This is a genomic window from Pseudomonas sp. RU47 (genome assembly GCF_004011755.1).
GTDB lineage: Bacteria > Pseudomonadota > Gammaproteobacteria > Pseudomonadales > Pseudomonadaceae > Aquipseudomonas.
In genome coordinates this window covers 527,976-547,088 of sequence record NZ_CP022411.1, presented here as the reverse complement: position 1 = coordinate 547,088, position 19,113 = coordinate 527,976, and the positions used below count along the sequence as shown (strand labels likewise).

Below are 19,113 nucleotides of genomic sequence, written 5' to 3'. Positions count from 1 at the left end.
ATCTCAGCGGCCGATGACCACCACGGTGGCACCTTTGCGATTGGCGAAATGCTCGATGATGCGCAGCTTGTGCGCCACCAGCCATTCGCTCAGCCACGGCTCGTCACCTTTGGCTTCAATGAGGAAATACTGATAGTCGCCAGCATGCGCTGCCGACATCGCCTCATCCGCAGTCAGTACCGGCAACACGTAACCGCGTCCGGCGTAATAGCTGATCCGCCCATCCTCGAAATACGTCTTCGCACCCGGCTCGACATGAGCAGACAACCAGCGACCGGCCTCCACGTAGTGCGTTTTACCGGCGCCGGTGGAAATGACGTTGGACAGCATCACCAGCAACCCGAGGACCACCAGCCATTTGCCCCAACGCGGGAACTCGCGAACAAACGCGGCCAGCCCCATGGCCAGCACAGGCACAAACAACAGATTCAGAAAGCTCAGATAACGCGTGTTCATGAACTGTTGCTTGATGAAAAACAGCACCAGCACCACCAGATACAACACGGCCGCCCAGGCAAAAGGACGATAATCACGCCAGTAAGTACCGAGAACTCCCCAGTTGCGCCGCAGAAGGAAGGGCACCGCGAAAGGCCCCATCAATTTCACGAAACTGATGGTCATGGTCGCCAGAATGCCGAAGAAAATGATCCGGCTGGCTTCATCCTGGGAATACTTGTTGATGAGCGAGTTGGCGAACTGATCGCTCAGCATCTGGAAGGCGGCAAACACACTGTGCGGCGCAATCATGTCCAGATACAGCATCACGCGCGCCGACATGAGCACACCCGACACCGAAACGGCCAGCAGCCCCAGAACCGGTAGCAGCGAAAACTGAGCGAACTGCATCCGTCGGGTCGACGACCACAGGTTGGGCAACTGCCACAGCGCCAACGCCGGCACCAGCAGCAAGGCTTCCAACCGGAACAAGGCTGCCGCAACGATCGCCAAATGAATCAATGCCGCCCGCAGCCAGCCGCCACGCGCTTGCCAGCGCAGCGCAAGCCAGAGCGTCAGTGTGCAGAAGAACCAGAAACCGCATTCGCGAATGATGTCATTGCGAAAGGCATTCACCGCAGGCATGGCCAGTACCACGAGGCAGGCCCAACCGGCGAGATGTGCAGACCGCTGACGAACGCAATCCACCATCAGCGCGCTGGTGCCGGCGAAAAAGAGCGCGCACCAAAGGTAGGCACTCAGCTCCAGCGGCAGATGGAGGACGGCGTGCGTACCGGCCAGCAGAAAGGAAAACCACGGCCAGTCGAAAGTTGCCCAGGCCACATCTGGCCCGTGCTCGGTGACCTGTTGCGCAATATCAATGTACAGCGCGGCATCACGCCCCACCGTCGCAGTGCCCAGAACCGCAATCAGCGATAACAGTGCACTGCCCAAAAACGCCAGCCAAACCGGGTATTCGTCGATGATTCTGGAGACTTGAGCCCCTACCTTGCCGCCCGTACCTTTCACCCAGCCACCTCATCGACACTCGTTACAAGGTACGCACACATCAGCGCGACCCGCTTACCGAAACAGCAACCGCAACGCCTTGCGCGTGTATGACCAACGCGAAAACGTCCGCCAGTCTGCGCGCAAGGCCTGAAAATAGAATGACTTGGCCAGCTTGTACTCGCCATGGGAATAACAGTCACGAAACAACGACAAACAGCGCTGCGCCAGAAATGCCTGGCGCAAATCACTCATTTCCTCGGGCATTCGTCGACTGGAAAAGACTTCGCTGACCACCTGCTCCGTACCGGCGGCAAGGCTTTGGCGCAAGTCATGGCGCATGCTGTCGGCATGCTTGTAGATCAGCGCCAAAGGCTTGTCCAGAACGGTGCAGGGATAGCGCGCCAGCACCTGGGCAAACACTGGCAAATCCTCGACGTTGCGCAAATGTTCCGGGTAGTTACCCAAAACAAAAACATCGCGATGCATCGCGCAGGCGCCGTTTGAAATCGACACAGTCTTGCTCAACAGGTAGCCCTGCAAGCGCTGCCGCGGTGTCACAGGCAACGGCTTGGCCGCCTGCAGGCTGCGTCGTCCGTCAGCGAACACCGACCAGTGCGCACCGATCACCATCAGGCTGTGCGGATGACTGGCAATGTGCTGAGAAAGCGCAGCCAGTGCGCCGGGAGCCATTTCGTCATCGGAGTCGAGGAATACCAGATACCGCCCGGTCGTCTCCTCAAGCCCACGATTGCGCACCGACGACAAGCCGCCATTGCTTTTGCGCAGCGCACGAAAACGCCCGCCATGCTTGAGCAGGAGCTTTTCCACCACCTCAGGCGTATCGTCCGTCGACCCATCATCGATGACCAGCAGATCCGCCGTCGTCTCATCCAGCTGCGCCAACACCGACTCCACTGCACGTGGCAGGGTTCGCGCATAGTTGTAAACAGGAATGACGACGCTGATCAGTGTTTCAGTCAAGTTCGTATCCTTTCACACCCTCTTTTACGACCAGAATATCTTCCATGATCAGGTATTCCAGGTCAGAACCGAAAAACATGTTCAGTGCGTCGGTCGGCGAGCAGATCATCGGTTCGCCACGACGGTTGAGCGAGGTGTTCAGCGATACGCCGTTACCGGTCAGGTTTTCCAGCGCCTTCATCATGTCGTAGTAGCGCGGGTTGTATTCACGCTTGAGCACCTGAGCGCGAGAGGTGCCATCTTCGTGGACGACTTCCGGCACGCGGGTCTTCCACTCTTCTGCCACTTCGAACGTGAAGGTCATGAACGGCGCCGGGTGATCGATCTTGATCATCTGTGGCGCAACGGTGTCGAGCATCGACGGGCAGAAAGGCCTCCAGCGCTCACGGAACTTGATCTGGTGGTTGATCCGGTCAGCCACACCGGCCACGCTCGGGCAACCGATGATCGAACGACCACCCAATGCACGCGGACCGAATTCCATGCGCCCCTGGAACCAGGCAACCGGGTTGCCGTCGACCATGATTTTGGCGATCTGCTCAGGCATGTTGTCGAGCTTGCGCCAGGTCGGCTTGCTCTCGTGACGGGCGCAGGCGGCGATGACGTCTTCGTTGCTGTACGACGGGCCGAGGTAGACGTGTTCCATCTTCTCGACGGGTACGCCACGAGCGTGAGACACATAGGCAGCAGCGCCAACCGCAGTGCCGGCATCGCCGGACGCCGGTTGCACGAACAGCTCCGTGATGTCGTCGCGGGCAATGATTTTCTGGTTCAGCTTGACGTTCAATGCACAGCCACCGGCGAAAGCCAGCTTGCCGGTTTCCTTGAGTACGTCGCCCAGGTAGTGGTCGATCATCTGCAACGCCAGTTTCTCGAACAGCGCTTGCATGCTCGCGGCGTAGTGAATGTACGGTTCGTCAGCGATGTCACCTTCGCGCTTCGGTCCCAGCCATTCGATCAGCTTTGGCGAGAAGTAGAAGCCTTTGCCCTTCTCTTTGTAGCGACGCAGGCCGATGACGTTGGCGTAGTCGGTGTTGATCACCAGCTCGCCGTTCTCGAACGAGGCCAGACGTGAGAAGTCGTATTTGCTGGCATCGCCGTACGGCGCCATGCCCATGACCTTGAACTCACCGTCGAGCATCTCGAAACCGAGGAACTCGGTGATCGCGCCATACAGGCCGCCGAGAGAGTCAGGATCGAAGAATTCCTTGATCTTGTGGATCTTGCCGTTTTCGCCGTAGCCGAAAAAGGTCGTGGCGTACTCACCTTTGCCGTCGATACCGAGAATCGCGGTTTTTTCTTTGAAACCGGAGCAATGGTAAGCGCTGGAGGCGTGAGCCAAATGGTGTTCGACCGGCTCGATCTTGATTTTTTTCGGATCGAAACCCAGTTGCTCAAGGCACCAGACGATCTTGTTGCGATAGCGCTTGTAGCGACGGTTGCCCATCAGGATCGCATCGAGGGCACGATCCGGCGCGTACCAGTAACGCTTGGCGTAGTGCCAGCGCGCCTTGCCGAACAGGCTGATCGGGGCAAATGGAATCGCAACCACGTCAACATCGGACGGCTTGATGCCGGCCTGTTCAAGACAGAACTTCGCCGATTCGTAGGGCATGCGGTTCTTTGCATGCTTATCACGTACGAAACGCTCTTCTTCAGCCGCCGCCACCAGCTTGCCGTCGATGTACAAGGCTGCTGAAGGGTCATGGCTAAGGGCGCCGGACAGGCCAAGAATCGTCAATGCCACAGGGGTCTAGCCTCTTTAGTCTGCGTGCAGGCGCGATGCGCCTTGAATATTGATGTGCCCTCGCACAGGGCGAGTGACAGCTAAAGGGCGGGATTATAGCGTTAATCCCGCCGGGTTTGGGATTCGCAATCGCTAACCTGATGCCAGCAATCCAATGCGCCCACTGCGCAGAGGTGGAACCTCTGAAAAAGAAAGTCACCATGAAGTTGCGGCTCGATTTCCGTTTGTTCAAAAAGGATCCAGTGAGCATCAAAGCGGTCTTGATTAGAACAAAAAAAACTAAAAACCTGTCAACTTTGACAGTTACGCAAATTGAACCTGCGCGGCTTACTCCCTGTACCCGGAAATACCGGGCAACCGAGAACAAGGAGCAATGCATGGACACTCTCATTTACAGCAATAAGGACGTCGGCTTTTCGAGCAAGCTGAGCTCCCCCCAATTTGATAAAAGCGCCACGCGTGAACAACGGGAAAAACCTGCATTAGGCTTCCTGGCATTTATTTCAGGCGAATTTGTGGTCCTCAGAGAAACGGAAAAATGGGGTGCAGTTTTGCCAATGGAGATCATCAAAACCCTGCCAGTAATGATGGCTGTCAGTACACGAAAATCTGATATCGGCGCACGCATTACCCTTCACTGGGTCAGTACTGATGATCTCGCAAAAGCATCATTCGGCCCCTTCGATGTTTCAGTAGCCGGAAATGTTGAGTTCATCAGACTCTCACTCGAACAACTGGAGCCGTTCAGCGGCAAGTCCGTGAACGTCACCGCTGAAATCAAACTACCCAATGGAGTGATCGAAAACTCTCCTGCCCTGCTGACAGACGTCACACGTGAACTGAACTATCAGCCTGCAATCATTGAGGGTCTGGTGGATGGTGGCATCGATGCCGGCACCCATCCTCAGGGACGCCTCATTACCATTCCGGTCATCGAACACTTGCGTCCATACAACACGCTCCTGCTTCAATGGCGTATCTACGCTGGAAACGAAAAGGTGTTCGATCAGTCCGTCGAGCTCCAGGCCAACCGACCTGAAGAAGCGTTCATGTATTCCCTCCCGGCTCAAGCCTACAGCCCCTTCAAAGGCTTCAAGGGAGAATTCCAGTGTTGGATTCAATTGGGCACCGAGATCGACTCGCGACTTCTGTGGAGCACCGGAATTTCCTTTTTTGACATTCGCTGAATAGCCCTGCATGGATAGCCTGCGTGACCGGCTTTCCATGCATTATCCGCACTCAATAACCACCCTTGCGCCAGTAAATACCAAGATTGCCGTCAGTGACCTGACGATAAACCGTATAGGGCAGCGCTACCGTATCGAATACACCGGACAGTGGCAGATCCAGCAGCACGAATGGCAAAAGAACCCCACTCGGATCGGGAGGCGCGTTCAACACGCAGAAATCGAAGGCCAGACCGCTGTAAATACGCGGAATGGATTGGCAGTAGGTTTTTTGTTTGCGCAGGTCACGGGCGACGTCGGCATCGTCCTGCAGTACGCTCAGGACGCTGCCGCAACCGGCTAAAAGCCATGAAAAAACACCCAGCGTTACAGCCTGTTTGATGGTCAAGATTTGCCCTCCAAGGTCGTCGGGCAAATTAGCATCGGCGCTGTGCAGGGCACAGTTCATGGTTTCTGTAGAAGCCGTAGGACAAGTCGTTAAATCTTGTCCTCCGGCGTTTGATTCAAGCCGCGCTGGAAATGTCTTTCGGCAAACGCTGATCAATAACCTGATACAGCGCGCTGCTTTCCGGCCAGTTACGCATGAATCGCGCACGGTCACGGGCATAGGCCGGGGCAAAACTGCCCACAGTCCCATGCTGGCACATCGAATCCAGATCGATCAGCGCCCAGCGATCCTGCTGCCAGAACAGGTTGTGGCCCTTGAAGTCGCCATGGCTGATGCGCTCGTCAATCAAGCGCGCGAACAGTCGGTCCAGCGCCTGCAACTCCACTTCTGGTGCGTCACCATTTTCAACGTACGGCGCAAAACGCTCGATGATGTCCGGCCCGGGGAGGTACTCGGTCACCAGATACGCCCGACTGCGCAGCCAGAAAAAGCGCTTCTCCAGCACCGCCAGCGGTTTCGGTGTGGCGATACCGAGAAACGCCAGGCGATTGCCTTCGCGCCACGAATGCCAGGCCCGACTCGGCCGCCAGAAACGCTTGAGCCAATGCGCAAAGCCCTTGATGTTGTAGCGCTTGATCACCAGCGTACGCGCACCGGCCTGAACCTTGCCAACGCTCGCCGCGCCACCGGTCTTGTACAGATGCCCCTGATCGAGCAACGCATCGGCCTGCGCAAGCACCGGCAGCATGGCCGGCTCTTCTTCGCGACGAATTGCGCGCAGTCCGAACGCTCCACGCTGCACACTGAACAGCGTGCACTCGCGACCGACCTTGGTCAGAAAGTCTTTCAAACGCCAGCGGCGCACCTTGTCGATCTGCTTCTGCAAGGCTTCCAGCGGCAACGCGTGCTCACTGTTGCTCAACAGGTAATACACCAAAAGCTCTTCGGTAAATGGCTCCAGCGCTTTGGGCAACTGGGCGAAAAATACCCCGAGGTTTTCCAGGACTTTCTGTCGCGACAGCGGCTGGCCGGCGGTCTCGACACAAATACCGGCACCATCAATCAAGTACAACTGGCCGCCGTGACGCAGCAGATTGTCCAGATGCAGGTCTTCCTGCCAAAGCCCCTTGCCGTGCAACCGGGCAATGGCGCCCAGCGCCTCGGCCAACACCGCCGATTGCTCGTCGGCCAGTACCGGCAGCGACTCGACTTTCGCCCAGGCATCACCAAGGCTTTCGGCACCCTCAAGGAAATCGAACAGCAGCCAGCCACCTTCGCCATTCTTCAAACCATCGGCCAATAACAGCGGTGTCGTCAGGCCTTGTGCGGCCAGCAAGCGCACGCCTTCCAGCTCACGCTGAAAATGCCGCGCCGCCTTGCCGCCAACCAGCAATTTGGCCAACACCGGACGACCGCGCCAGACACCGGCACCGACGTAACGCTGCCCCGGCAGCACTCGCAGCAGACTGAGCAATTGCAGATCCGCACTGCCGGCAGCATCGGCCAGGGTCACAGTCAGTGGCAGTTGCGGGGTTCGCCCGACACCGGCCAGCTCGGACAATTGCATCAACGCGTCTCCTTGTGACTGCGGCGCGCGGTCAGCCGGGCCAGCCAGCTGTCGAGCAGCGAGCTATCGGTGGGCTGATCGAGATAAGCCGCCAGCAATTCACGCAGTTGCGCCTCGTTCCATTCCGGCGCGCGGCGTTGCAGCGGTTCCAGATCCTTGATCCGGTCACGCATGCCGAACAATAAAGGACGGGTTTTTTCCAGGTCGATCAATTGCGCCTGATACCCGTCACCGGTGGCCCGCAGAAAAATATGCTTGGGGTAGAAACAGCCGTGTACCTGACGCACACCATGCAGATGCCGAGCCAGCAAGCCACAAGCCTTGAGGATGGCTGAATGCTGTGCAGCACTGAGTTGCACCCAACGCTGCAACAGCGATTCCAGATCGCTCCAGCCATCGAGCGCGCGGGTCAGCAGGATCGCGCGGACTTCGCCGTCGACTTTGCGTTCACCGAAGAACGCCGCTTGCAGCGCCGGGATACCGAGCTTGCGATAGCGGCTGATGTTGCGAAACTCGCGGGCAAAACTCGGTTCACCGAAAGGCGCGTGCAAGGTGCGCGTCAGGTAATTGCTCTGGCGCTTGAGGTAATAACCCTGCCCTTCCAGGTCCAGGCGGAAGACGCTGCTCCAGCCACCACGGGCGGTATTGGGCTCGTCCACAGCCTCAAGCTGCTTGGCCCACAATGCGTCGAAAGTGCCGAGGCCATGGCGCTCAAGCAATGCGCGGTCTTCAGCGGCGAGAAAATCAGTCATTCGCGTCCCTCGAAAAATCTCACCACGTGCCGAATCCGTTTCTTGTCGGCGCTATCAAGCCGATCGCACTGGCGGTATCGCTTATAGAAGCGCAGGCGTTGGGTATTGGACAGGTGGTATTTGGCGAGTTTATCGAGACAGGCCAGATCCTTGGTGATCCGATACTTGAGCCAGAAGCCACGCCAGAACTCGCCGTTAGGGCAATCGATCAGAAATATCCGCGCCTGGTCATCGATCAACAGGTTGCGCCATTTCAGATCGTTATGGGTAAATCGGTGATCATGCATCGTCCGGGTATAACCGGCCAGTTGCCGACTGACAGCGTCGACCCAGGCACGATCCTTGAGCTTCGGATCCTTGCGCTCGGCGAGCGCCGAGAGGTCTTCGGTGTGCGGCAGTTCGCGGGTGATCATCGCGCCACGATCATACGCCGCACCTCGACGCTCCAGGCCCCAGGCCACCACTTCAGCGGTGGGAATGCCCCACTTGGCGAAGCGCTTGAGGTTCTGCCATTCCATCTTCACCCGCGGCTTGCCGAGGTAACGGCGCAGGCCTTTACCGGCGCCGACATAGCGTTTGACGTAATAGTTGACGCCATTGCGCTGCACGCGAATCACTTCCGACAGCGGGTCGCGGGTCAGGCGTTCGCCTTGCAATGCGAATACGGCTTCGAGGCTGCCAAAGTCTTCGGCGAGTTCGCTGTATTGCGGCTCGAGAGTCCAACCCGCCATCAGAGCGCATCCCCGTAACGCTGCTTACGCTCATAGAGCTTGTTGGCTTTGCCTTCCAGCCAGTTCAGCAGCGGCGCTTCTTCAGCCAGAATCTGGCGCAGCGGTTGCTGGAAATAGCCTTTGAGGAAGCGCAGCTTGTCGCGGCGGGTCAGGCCGATGTCCAGCGCGGAAAAGTACAGCGCCGCCAGATCCTTGTTGCGCCAGCGCTGCGTGATTTTTGCGCGGGTCTGGGCGCGGTGCAGGTCGATCACCGAGAGCTTGAAATCTTCCGGTGTCACCGGTTTATCGGTGTGCAGCAGGAAGTGGCAGATGTAGCAGTCGCGATGGTTAACGCCGGCGCGGTGCATCATGCCGGTCATGCGCGCGACTTCGGCGATCAGCGCGCGCTTGAGTTTTGGCTCGGGCGGCTGCTTGACCCAGTCGATACTGAAGTCTTCCAGGCTGATAGTCGGCGCCAGTTCTTCAGTGACGATGAACGAATGCTGATCCGCCGGGTTGCTGCCCTTCTCGCCGTACGCGACGGCAGTCATGGTTGGCACGCCGACTTCCTGCAGACGCTGGATGGCTTTCCACTCCTGGCCTGCGCCGAGTACCGGCAGCTTGGCGGTCAGCAGGTTTTTGAAGATTTCGCCCCAGCCGATGCCGCGGTGGATCTTGACGAAAAATCCGTTGCCATCGACTTCCGTGCGTAGTGTCCGACGCGCTTCCAGCTCGCGGTATACCTCGCCCTGCAAGCCTTCGACTTCGGCGAACGGGTCGCGTCCGGCCCAAAGGCTTTTGAACGGTTCAGCCAGCATCAACTTCATTAAGCGTGCTCCGCCAGAATCACATCGGCCGCGTGCTGCGGCATGCTGTAGAGGTCGGCCGTCTCGGCAAAAGCCAGACCATTGCGGCTCCAGGCCGCCCGTGCAGCGTCATCTTTCAACATGTCAGTCAGGTATTGCGTCAGTTGCGCCTGATCGAACGGCTCGTCCAGCACTCGCCCGGCATCGGCCTCGGCGATGTAATGGGCGTAACCGCAGACCGCGCTGACCAGCACCGGCAACCCGGCGACCAGCGCCTCCAGCAACACGGTACCTGTGTTTTCGTTGTACGCCGGGTGGATCAACAGATCGGCACCGAGCAGGAAACGCGGAATATCGCTGCGTCCCTTGAGGAACGTCACGTTATCGCCCAGACCCAAAGTGGCGCTCTGCATCTGGAACAATTTGGGGTCATCCTGGCCGATTACAAACAGCCGCGTACGCTTCTTCAGTTCGGCAGGCAATGCGGCCAGCGCTTTCAGGCTGCGATCAACGCCTTTGGTCTTGAAGCCGGAACCGATCTGCACCAGCAGCAGTTCGTCATCCTTCAGATTGAATTCCGCACGGAAACCGGCGCGGATTTCGTCGGCATCTGCCGGACGGCGGCGATCCTGAGCGATGCCCGGTGGCAGCAGGTGAAAGCGTTCGATCGGCGTGTCGTAATGCTTGATGAACAACGGTTGCTGCACTTCGGAAATCATCAGCACTTCAGTCTTCGCGTCTTTGGCGAACACCGCGCGCTCGTACTCGGCGAAGTGACGATAACGGCCCCAGCGGCGGTACAGCGAGTTGCGCAGGTTCTGCGCCTTGTCTTCAAAGCAGCCGTCGGCGGCGTAGTAGACGTCCAGCCCCGGCATCTTGTTGAAACCGATCAGGCGATCGACCGGGCGCTTGGCCAGATCCGCTTCCATCCATGCGCTGAGTTTTTCATTGCGACGATGGTTGAAGAACGCCTTGACCGGCGCCACCAGCACCTCGAAACCGGGCGGCACGTCGCCTTCCCAGATCAGTGTGTAGACGCGAATCTGATGACCACGCTTCTGGCATTCGAGGGCGATGCGCATGAAGTCGCGCTGCAAGCCACCGAACGGGAAATATTTGTACAGGACGAATGCCAATTGCATCAGCGCAGCTCCTCAGCCATTAACAACGTGCTCAGTCGGCTGGCGACACGCTCGGGGTTCAGACGCGTGAAGCACAGCGGCTGTTCACGCTTCAGGTCAAACTGACGGGCATCCTGCGCGGTCGGTTGATAGGTACATTTCTTTTGCAGGCACGGCGCGCACGGGAAATCGCTGGCCAGGTGAATCTGCAATTTGCCGTAAGCGCCGGTCAGGCCCGGATTGGTCGGGCCGAACAGCGAGATGGTCGGCACGTCGAGTGCTGCGGCCAAATGGCCGAGACCGGTATCCACCGCTACGCACGCTTGCGCGCCGGCGAGGACTTTGCCCACGCCGGCCAGATTGAGTTTTGGCAGCACTTCGGCGTGTTTGAAGCCTGCGGCAATCCGCTCGGCGCGAGCCTTTTCCTGCGGGTTGCCCCACGGCAGTTTGACGCCGACGCCGAGGTAACCGACGCGTTCGGTCAGTTCACGCCAGTAGGCTTCCGGCCAGTGCTTGGTGTCCCACGTGGTGCCATGCAGGAACACCACAAAGGCGTTTTTGCGCGGCAATTCGACCAGACGTTCAACGTTGAGGCCGTAATCGCCCAGACCTTTGGGCAAGTCGTAACCGAGGGCGATGGCGAACAACTGCCGCACCCGCTCGACGGCGTGCTGACCACGGGCCACGGCCAATTTGCGATCGTAAAAACGCGAAGCCATCGGCTCGCGGGCCGAACCTTTGTCGAGACCCGCCACCGGGGCTTTGACGTAACGGGTCAGCCAGGCACTTTTCAGCAGGCCTTGAGCGTCGATGACCAAATCGTATTTGTTGGCACGCACGCTTTGCTTGAAGCGTTTCCATTCGCCACTGGTGATGGTTTTCCAGATGTTTTTGCGCCAGCGGCGGATCGCCACCGGAATCACCTTGCCAACGGCCGGGTGCCAGGTCGGAATCTCGGCAAAGCCTTCTTCCACGACCCAGTCGAATTTGATTCCGGGAATGGCCCGGGCGGCGTCGGTCAGCGCCGGCAACGCATGAATCACGTCGCCCAGCGATGAAGTCTTGATCAGCAGTACCCGCAACTTAATGAACCTCGACCACGGAGCCCTGCAATTTCTGCAACGCATCGTTGACCGCGTCCGGCATCAGCTGGCGCAGGCAGTTGTAATGGCCGAAGCGGCAGGTACGGTCGAAGCACGGGCTGCAATCGAGGCCCAGCCGGACGACTTCGACGTGTTCGGCCAACGGCGGGGTGAAGCCCGGCGACGTCGAGCCGTAGACCGCCACCAATGGGCGGTTCAGCGCGGCGGCAACGTGCATCAGGCCAGAGTCGTTGGACACCACCGAGTCAGCACAGGACATCAGGTCGATGGCCTCGGCCAGCGAGGTGCCGCCGCTGAGGTTGACCGATTCTTCACGCAGGCCCGGTATCAACCGGGCGCGAATGTCTTCGCCCACCGCGTGATCGTTTTTCGAGCCGAACAACCACACCTGCCAGCCTTCGCGAATGCGCGCTTCGGCGACTTTGGCGTAGTGCTCGGACGGCCAGCGCTTGGACTCGCCGAACTCGGCGCCGGGGCACAGGGCCAACACCGGACGATCGAGGGTCAGACCAAATTTGGCCAGCGCCGCTTCGCGGGTCACCGGGTCGATTTGCAGGCTCGGACGTGGATACGGTTTCGGCAGCTCGGCGTTCGCTTCAAAGGCCAACGCCATGAAACGCTCGATCATCAGCGGATAACGTTCTTTGTCGAGGGTGCGCACGTCGTTGAGCAGGCCGTAGCGAAACTCACCGCGCCAGCCGGTGCGTTTCGGGATGCCGGCGAAAAACGGCACCAGCGCCGACTTCAGCGAGTTGGGCAGCAGGATCGCTTGATCGTACTGGCCGCGCAGGGACTTACCGATGCGCCGACGCGTCGCCAATTCCAGCGCGCCGTGGCCGAGCGGGAAGCTCAAGGCCTTGCGCACTTCAGGCATGCGTTCAAGGATCGGCCGGCTCCACTCGGGGGCCAGCACGTCGATTTCGCATTGCGGGTGGCGCTGCTTGAGACACTGAAACAGTGTCTGCGCCATCACCATGTCACCGACCCAACTGGGCCCAACGATCAGAATATTCATGTGGTTTCCATAAACGAACCGGGGAGGCATTTACGCCTCCCCGCCTCGATAATCACTGTGGGAACACCGGCGGCTTGCGATGGGTCATTACCTTCAACATTTCTGTCGACTGTTACTCCGCTATCGCGAGCAGGCTCGCTCCTACATTGTTTTGCATCTATTCACACATCTGCGACTCACCGCAGATCTATTGTAGGAGTGAGCCTGCTCGCGATGGGGTCGTTACATTCAACATCGTTGTCGTCTGATACTCCGCTATCGCGAGCAGGCTCACTCCCACAGGGTTTTGCATTCATTCATACATCTGCGGATCAGCTTAGCCCCATCTCTTTCCAGATCCGCAAAACCTGCCGACGTTCGTCGGCAAACTGGTCTCCCGCAATTACCCCGGCGTCCTTCTGCAAGGCCTGCCGGTGGGCGGCGGAGCGGTAGGCTTTATAGGCCTCGCGCAACAGGCTGGCATCTTCGGCAGGCATCAGCCCTTCGTGTTCCAGCTCTTCCAGAATGCGGATGTTATCTGTCCAGCGCAGCAATGGCGGGTGGCTTTGCGACCACGCCAGAGCCGCGTATTGCACCATAAATTCAATATCGACGATACCACCGGCGTCCTGCTTGAGGTCGAACGGCGCCGTGGCGTCGAAGGCATTTGCTGCCGTACCGGCTGCTGTGCTCTTGGTGCCAAGGTTATCGCGCATCTTCGCGCGCATCTCGCTGACTTCCTGTTGCAGCGTGGCCAGATCGCGCGCCTTGCCCAGCACTTGGGCGCGAACTTTCTCGAACGCCTGGCCGACATCCTGACTGCCGACCAGCACTCGCGCACGCACCAAGGCCTGATGTTCCCACGTCCAGGCTTCATTTTCCTGATAGCGGGCAAACGCGCCGAGGGAACTCACCAACAGCCCGGAAGCACCGGATGGGCGCAGACGCATGTCCACTTCATAGAGCTGACCGGAGTTGGTCTGCGCCGTCAGCAGGTGAATGATTCGCTGCCCCAGCCGCGTAAAGAACTGCGCGCCATCGATCGACTTCGGCCCATCGGTTTCCGCCTGCGGATCGCCGTCGTGGATGAACACCAGATCCAGATCCGAACCATGCCCCAGTTCCAGACCGCCGACTTTGCCATAACCGACAATGATGAAACCGGGATCGCACAAGGTGCCGTCGGTGCGCAGCGGCGTGCCGTACTTGGCCACGGTCTGCCGCCAGGCCAGGGCCAGCACTTGCTCGAGAATCGCCTCGGCCAGCCAGGTCAGGTAATCGCTGACTTTCATCAGCGGCAGGCTGCCGGCAATTTCCGAGGCGGCGACGCGCAAGCGGTGCGCCAGTTTGAAATGACGCAGGGCTTCCATTTGTTGTTCGAGGTCGTCTTCGGGAATCCGCGTCAGGCGCTCGCGCAACTCGGCAGCCAACTCTGGGGCCAAGGGCGGCTTGAACAGGCGACCTTCGTTAAGCAATTCGTCGAGCAGCAGCGGGAAGCGCGTGATCTGTTCGGCAATCCACGGGCTCGCTGCGCACAGCGTCAGCAAGCGGCGCAAGGCACTGGGGTTTTCCGTCAGCAACACCAGATAAGCCGAACGCCGGGCAACCGCCTCCACCAGCGGCAACACCCGCTCAAGCACCAGATCCGGGTTGGCGTGTTCCACTGCCTGCGCGAGCAAACGCGGAATAAAGGCATCGAGACGCTCACGCCCCAACCGCTGCATCGCGCGCAACTGCGGGCTGCTGCGCAATCCGGCCAACGCTTTCAGGGCTTTGCTCGCGTCAGCAAAACCGCCCTCTTCCAACTGACGGCAGGCCGCTTCTTCGTCCTGCGCCTCTTCCCACAGCGGCAGCCATTCACCGCCGACCACCACTTCGCTTTCGGCGCCTTCATCGTCATCGGGATCGGCGATCACCTGAGCGAAGTGCCAAGCGACACGACCGCGCCAGAACATCAGGTTTTCGTGGAAAGCATCCCAATCGGCAAAGCCGAGCATGAAGGCAATGCGCGCCTGATCCTGCGCGCCATCCGGCAGCATCTGCGTTTGGCGGTCGGCGATCGCCTGAATGGCGTGCTCGGTGTAACGGAGAAATTCGTAGCCCTCGCGCAACTCGCTGATCACTGCCGGCGGCAGATAGCCTTGCCCCTCCAGCGTGCTCAGCACCTTTAATAGAGGACGCTGTTGCAAACTCAAGTCGCGACCGCCGTGGATCAGTTGAAAGGCCTGAGCAATGAACTCGACCTCGCGGATGCCACCCGAGCCAAGTTTGATGTTGTCAGCCATGCCCTTACGCCGCACTTCCTGCTGGATCAGCTGCTTCATGGTGCGCAGCGCTTCGATTGCCGAGAAGTCCAGATAACGCCGATAAACGAACGGCCGCAGCATGTCGAGCAACTGCGCGCCCGCCACCTGATCGCCGGCCACCACCCGCGCCTTGATCATCGCGTAGCGTTCCCAGTCGCGGCCCTGATCCTGGTAATACTGCTCCAGCGCATTGAAGCTCAGCACCAGCGCGCCGGACGAGCCGTACGGGCGCAGGCGCATGTCGACCCGGAAGACGAAACCGTCAACGGTCATCGGGTCCAGCGCCTTGATCAGGCGCTGGCCGAGGCGAATGAAAAACTCCTGATTATCTAGCGAGCGTTTCACGCCCACCGTTTCGCCGCCCTCGGGGTAGGCGAAGATCAGATCGATATCCGAAGACAGGTTCAACTCGACCGCGCCGAGCTTGCCCATGCCGAGGATGACCATTTGCTGCGGCTCACCGCTGCGGCGGCCGGTCGGCGTGCCGAACTGTTCGCAATGACGGCTGTACAACCATTGATAGGCTTGATCGATGGTGGCGTCGGCCATGTCCGAGAGATCGCGGCAGGTCTGCACCAGATCGGCCTGACGGGTGAGGTCACGCCAGATGATCCGCACTTGATGGCGAGCGCGCTGGCGGCGCAGGGCGCGGCCGAGTTCATCTTCACTCTGCGCAGCATTCACCGCGGCGGCAATCTGCGCACACAATTCACCCGGCGCAAAGGCCCGGTCGAGTTCGCCGGACTGCACCAGCGACAACAACATCAAAGGGTCACGAACGCTCTGTTCAATGACAAATTCGCTGGCGGCGGTGACGCGGGCGAACTGCGCCCAGCGCTCTGGCGTCCAGTTCACAAAGCCATGATCGTCTTCCAGCCCGGCGACGGCCGTACGGAACGACTGCTCGGATCGAGTGACCAACGGCAGGAGAATGGCGGGCAGTTCGGCAAGCACGGGCAGGGTCATGGTCTATCCTTGATCGGCGTGTAAATGGCCGCTTGTAGTGATTGGTGAAAACCCGCTACCCGGAGGACTGTCGAACAAAAGTTAGAAATAGCTGAAATTTCTTTCTCTTTGGCAGCGAACATCAAAGTTTCACCTTTTTCGGATGGCAAAAGACCAACCTTAACGATTATTCTCACAACGCAGCCGGAGGCCACAAGCCATTCTTCTGTAGTTTTACTACTCGTCTATACATTCGAAAGGCTGAAATGCCGGAAGATTTGTAGTAAAACTACACGCCGCCGGAACAACCTATCGGCAATCCAAGAATTTTAAATCGTCTGCCCACAAGGCCAGTCGCAAACTCAGGCAACCGATTCTGGAAGCCTTTCCGCCCTGGAGCAAGCCATGCAAGACCTCGATCCCGTCGAAACCCAGGAATGGCTGGACGCCCTGGAATCGGTTCTCGACAAAGAAGGCGAAGACCGTGCTCACTATCTGATGACCCGTATGGGCGAACTCGCGACCCGCAGCGGCTCGCAGCTCCCTTACGCCATCACCACGCCTTACCGCAACACCATCCCGGTAACCCACGAAGCACGCATGCCTGGCGACCTGTTCATGGAACGCCGCATTCGCTCGCTGGTACGCTGGAACGCGATGGCCATGGTAATGCGTACGAACCTGAAAGATTCTGACCTGGGTGGTCACATCTCCAGCTTCGCTTCCAGTGCGACCCTGTATGACATCGGCTTCAACTACTTCTTCCAGGCCCCGACCGACGAACACGGCGGCGACCTGATCTACTTCCAGGGCCACACCTCGCCAGGCGTTTACGCCCGCGCATTCATGGAAGGCCGCATCACTGAAGACCAGATGAACAACTTCCGCCAGGAAGTCGACGGTCAGGGCCTGTCGTCCTACCCGCACCCTTGGCTGATGCCTGACTTCTGGCAGTTCCCGACCGTATCGATGGGTCTGGGTCCGATTCAGGCGATCTACCAGGCACGCTTCATGAAGTACCTGGAACACCGCGGCTTCATCCAGCCGGGCAAACAGAAAGTCTGGTGCTTCCTGGGCGACGGCGAGTGCGACGAGCCGGAATCCCTGGGTGCGATCTCCCTGGCCGGCCGCGAGAAGCTGGACAACCTGATCTTCGTCATCAACTGCAACCTGCAGCGCCTCGACGGCCCGGTTCGCGGCAACGGCAAGATCATCCAGGAACTCGAAGGCGTGTTCCGCGGTGCTCAGTGGAACGTGACCAAAGTCATCTGGGGCCGTTTCTGGGACCCACTGCTGGCCAAAGACGTCGACGGCATCCTGCAGCGTCGTATGGACGAAGTCATCGACGGCGAGTACCAGAACTACAAAGCCAAAGACGGCGCGTTCGTCCGTGAACACTTTTTCAACACGCCAGAACTCAAGGCGATGGTTGCTGATCTGTCCGACGACGAGATCTGGAAACTCAACCGTGGCGGCCACGACCCGTACAAGGTCTACGCGGCGTACCACGAAGCGGTCAACCACAAAGAACAACCAACCGTCATCCTCGCCAAGACCATCAAGGGTTATGGCACCGGTGCCGGCGAAGCGAAAAACACTGCGCACAACACCAAGAAAGTCGACGTCGACAGCCTGAAGTTGTTCCGCGATCGTTTCGACATCCCGGTCAAGGACGAAGAGCTGGAGAACCTGCCGTTCTTCAAGCCAGAGCCAAACAGCGCCGAAGCCCGCTACCTCAGCGAGCGTCGCACTGCACTGGGCGGTTTCGTACCTCAGCGCCGCGCACAAAGCTTCAGCGTGCCGACTCCGGACCTGGACACCCTCAAGGCCATCCTTGACGGCTCCGGCGACCGTGAAATTTCCACCACCATGGCCTTCGTGCGGATCCTCGCGCAACTGGTCAAGGACAAGGAAATCGGCCCGCGCATCGTTCCGATCATCCCGGACGAAGCCCGTACCTTCGGTATGGAAGGCATGTTCCGTCAGCTGGGCATCTACTCGTCCGTCGGCCAGCTCTACGAGCCAGTCGATAAAGACCAGGTGATGTTCTACAAGGAAGACCAGAAAGGTCAGATCCTTGAAGAAGGCATCAACGAAGCAGGCGCCATGAGCTCGTTCATCGCTGCCGGTACTTCGTACTCCAGCCACAACCAGCCGATGCTGCCGTTCTACATCTTCTACTCGATGTTCGGCTTCCAGCGTATTGGCGACCTGGCCTGGGCCGCTGGCGACAGCCGTACCCGTGGCTTCCTGATCGGCGGCACCGCCGGCCGTACCACCCTGAACGGTGAAGGTCTGCAACACGAAGACGGTCACAGCCACCTGCTGGCCGCGACCATCCCGAACTGCCGCACCTACGATCCGACCTACGGCTACGAGCTGGCGGTGATCATTCAGGACGGCATGAAGAAGATGACCGAAGAGCAACAGGACATCTTCTACTACATCACCGTGATGAACGAGTCGTACCAGCAGCCAGCCATGCCGGCCGGTGCCGAAGAAGGCATCAAGAAAGGCATGTACCTGCTCGAAGAAGACACCCGCGATGCGGCGCACCACGTACAGCTGATGGGCTCCGGCACCATCCTGCGTGAAGTCCGTGAAGCGGCGAAGATTCTGCGTGAAGAGTTCAACGTTGGCGCTGACGTGTGGAGCGTTACCAGCTTCAACGAACTGCGTCGCGACGGCCTCGCTGTCGAGCGCAGCAACCGTCTGAAGCCTGGCCAGAAGCCTAAGCTGAGCTACGTCGAAGAGTGCCTGAACGGCCGTAAAGGTCCGGTCATCGCCTCTACCGACTACATGAAACTGTTCGCCGAGCAGATCCGTCAGTGGGTACCGTCCAAGGAATTCAAAGTCCTGGGCACCGACGGTTTCGGCCGCAGCGACAGCCGCAAGAAACTGCGTCATTTCTTCGAAGTCGACCGTCATTTCGTGGTGTTGGCAGCCCTGGAAGCACTGGCTGACCGTGGTGATATCGAACCTAAGGTGGTGGCTGAAGCCATCGTCAAGTTCGGCATCGACCCGGAAAAACGCAACCCACTGGACTGCTGAGGAGACATT

The 19,113-nt window shown here is 59.1% G+C and carries 14 protein-coding genes; 2 read left to right on the top strand and 12 right to left on the bottom strand.

Annotation, left to right across the window (positions count from 1 at the left end):
* Nucleotides 1-3: 3 nt before the first annotated feature.
* Genes CCX46_RS02435 through CCX46_RS02425 form a run of 3 tightly spaced genes read right to left on the bottom strand, consistent with a single transcriptional unit; the run spans nt 4 to nt 4,174 of the window.
* The gene (locus tag CCX46_RS02435; RefSeq protein ID WP_127925580.1) at nt 4-1,464 is read right to left on the bottom strand and encodes a hypothetical protein; all 1,461 of its coding nucleotides are present in this window, start codon (nt 1,462-1,464) and stop codon (nt 4-6) included.
* A 54-nt stretch (nt 1,465-1,518) separates the two neighbouring features.
* The gene (locus tag CCX46_RS02430; RefSeq protein WP_127925579.1) at nt 1,519-2,427 is read right to left on the bottom strand and encodes a glycosyltransferase family 2 protein; all 909 of its coding nucleotides are present in this window, start codon (nt 2,425-2,427) and stop codon (nt 1,519-1,521) included.
* Nucleotides 2,420-4,174 carry a carbamoyltransferase family protein gene (locus tag CCX46_RS02425; RefSeq protein ID WP_127925578.1) on the bottom strand — a complete coding sequence of 585 codons (1,755 nt, stop codon included), beginning with the start codon at nt 4,172-4,174 and terminating at the stop codon, nt 2,420-2,422. The genes CCX46_RS02430 and CCX46_RS02425 overlap by 8 nt, the downstream gene beginning before the upstream one ends.
* Before the next feature lie 377 nt (nt 4,175-4,551).
* Between CCX46_RS02425 and CCX46_RS02420 the strand changes: the two genes are divergently transcribed.
* On the top strand, nt 4,552-5,361 hold the full coding sequence (locus CCX46_RS02420; protein ID WP_127925577.1) for a hypothetical protein: 810 nt from the start codon (nt 4,552-4,554) through the stop codon (nt 5,359-5,361).
* Nucleotides 5,362-5,413: 52 nt separating this feature from the next.
* On the opposite strand, the gene CCX46_RS02415 is transcribed toward CCX46_RS02420, so the two are convergent.
* From CCX46_RS02415 to glnE, 9 genes are all read right to left on the bottom strand, one after another.
* Nucleotides 5,414-5,749: a YceK/YidQ family lipoprotein gene (locus CCX46_RS02415; RefSeq protein WP_127925576.1), complete on the bottom strand. Its 336-nt coding sequence runs from the start codon at nt 5,747-5,749 to the stop codon at nt 5,414-5,416.
* Between the two features lie 115 nt (nt 5,750-5,864).
* Nucleotides 5,865-7,316 (bottom strand): lipopolysaccharide kinase InaA family protein, encoded by a 1,452-nt coding sequence (locus CCX46_RS02410; protein WP_127925575.1) that lies wholly within the window; start codon nt 7,314-7,316, stop codon nt 5,865-5,867.
* Complete coding sequence (locus CCX46_RS02405) at nt 7,316-8,068, bottom strand: lipopolysaccharide kinase InaA family protein (RefSeq protein WP_127925574.1); 753 nt, start codon at nt 8,066-8,068, stop codon at nt 7,316-7,318. Before CCX46_RS02405 ends, CCX46_RS02410 begins: the two co-directional genes overlap by 1 nt.
* Nucleotides 8,065-8,799, bottom strand: a complete 735-nt coding sequence (locus CCX46_RS02400; protein WP_127925573.1) for a lipopolysaccharide kinase InaA family protein — start codon at nt 8,797-8,799, stop codon at nt 8,065-8,067. The genes CCX46_RS02405 and CCX46_RS02400 overlap by 4 nt, the downstream gene beginning before the upstream one ends.
* Nucleotides 8,799-9,605, bottom strand: coding sequence for a lipopolysaccharide core heptose(I) kinase RfaP (rfaP, locus tag CCX46_RS02395; RefSeq protein WP_127925572.1), 807 nt, complete (start codon nt 9,603-9,605; stop codon nt 8,799-8,801). Before rfaP ends, CCX46_RS02400 begins: the two co-directional genes overlap by 1 nt.
* The gene (locus tag CCX46_RS02390; protein ID WP_127925571.1) at nt 9,605-10,726 is read right to left on the bottom strand and encodes a glycosyltransferase family 4 protein; all 1,122 of its coding nucleotides are present in this window, start codon (nt 10,724-10,726) and stop codon (nt 9,605-9,607) included. Before CCX46_RS02390 ends, rfaP begins: the two co-directional genes overlap by 1 nt.
* Entirely contained in the window at nt 10,726-11,787 is a 1,062-nt protein-coding gene (waaC, locus tag CCX46_RS02385; RefSeq protein ID WP_123448344.1) for a lipopolysaccharide heptosyltransferase I, read from the bottom strand. Before waaC ends, CCX46_RS02390 begins: the two co-directional genes overlap by 1 nt.
* Before the next feature lies 1 nt (nt 11,788).
* On the bottom strand, nt 11,789-12,823 hold the full coding sequence (gene waaF, locus CCX46_RS02380; protein WP_127925570.1) for a lipopolysaccharide heptosyltransferase II: 1,035 nt from the start codon (nt 12,821-12,823) through the stop codon (nt 11,789-11,791).
* A 311-nt stretch (nt 12,824-13,134) separates the two neighbouring features.
* Nucleotides 13,135-16,074, bottom strand: coding sequence for a bifunctional [glutamate--ammonia ligase]-adenylyl-L-tyrosine phosphorylase/[glutamate--ammonia-ligase] adenylyltransferase (gene glnE, locus CCX46_RS02375; protein ID WP_127925569.1), 2,940 nt, complete (start codon nt 16,072-16,074; stop codon nt 13,135-13,137).
* A gap of 384 nt (nt 16,075-16,458) precedes the next feature.
* Here glnE and aceE point away from each other — a divergent pair, with 384 nt between their 5' ends.
* The gene (gene aceE / locus CCX46_RS02370; protein ID WP_007915682.1) at nt 16,459-19,104 is read left to right on the top strand and encodes a pyruvate dehydrogenase (acetyl-transferring), homodimeric type; all 2,646 of its coding nucleotides are present in this window, start codon (nt 16,459-16,461) and stop codon (nt 19,102-19,104) included.
* Nucleotides 19,105-19,113: the final 9 nt, after the last annotated feature.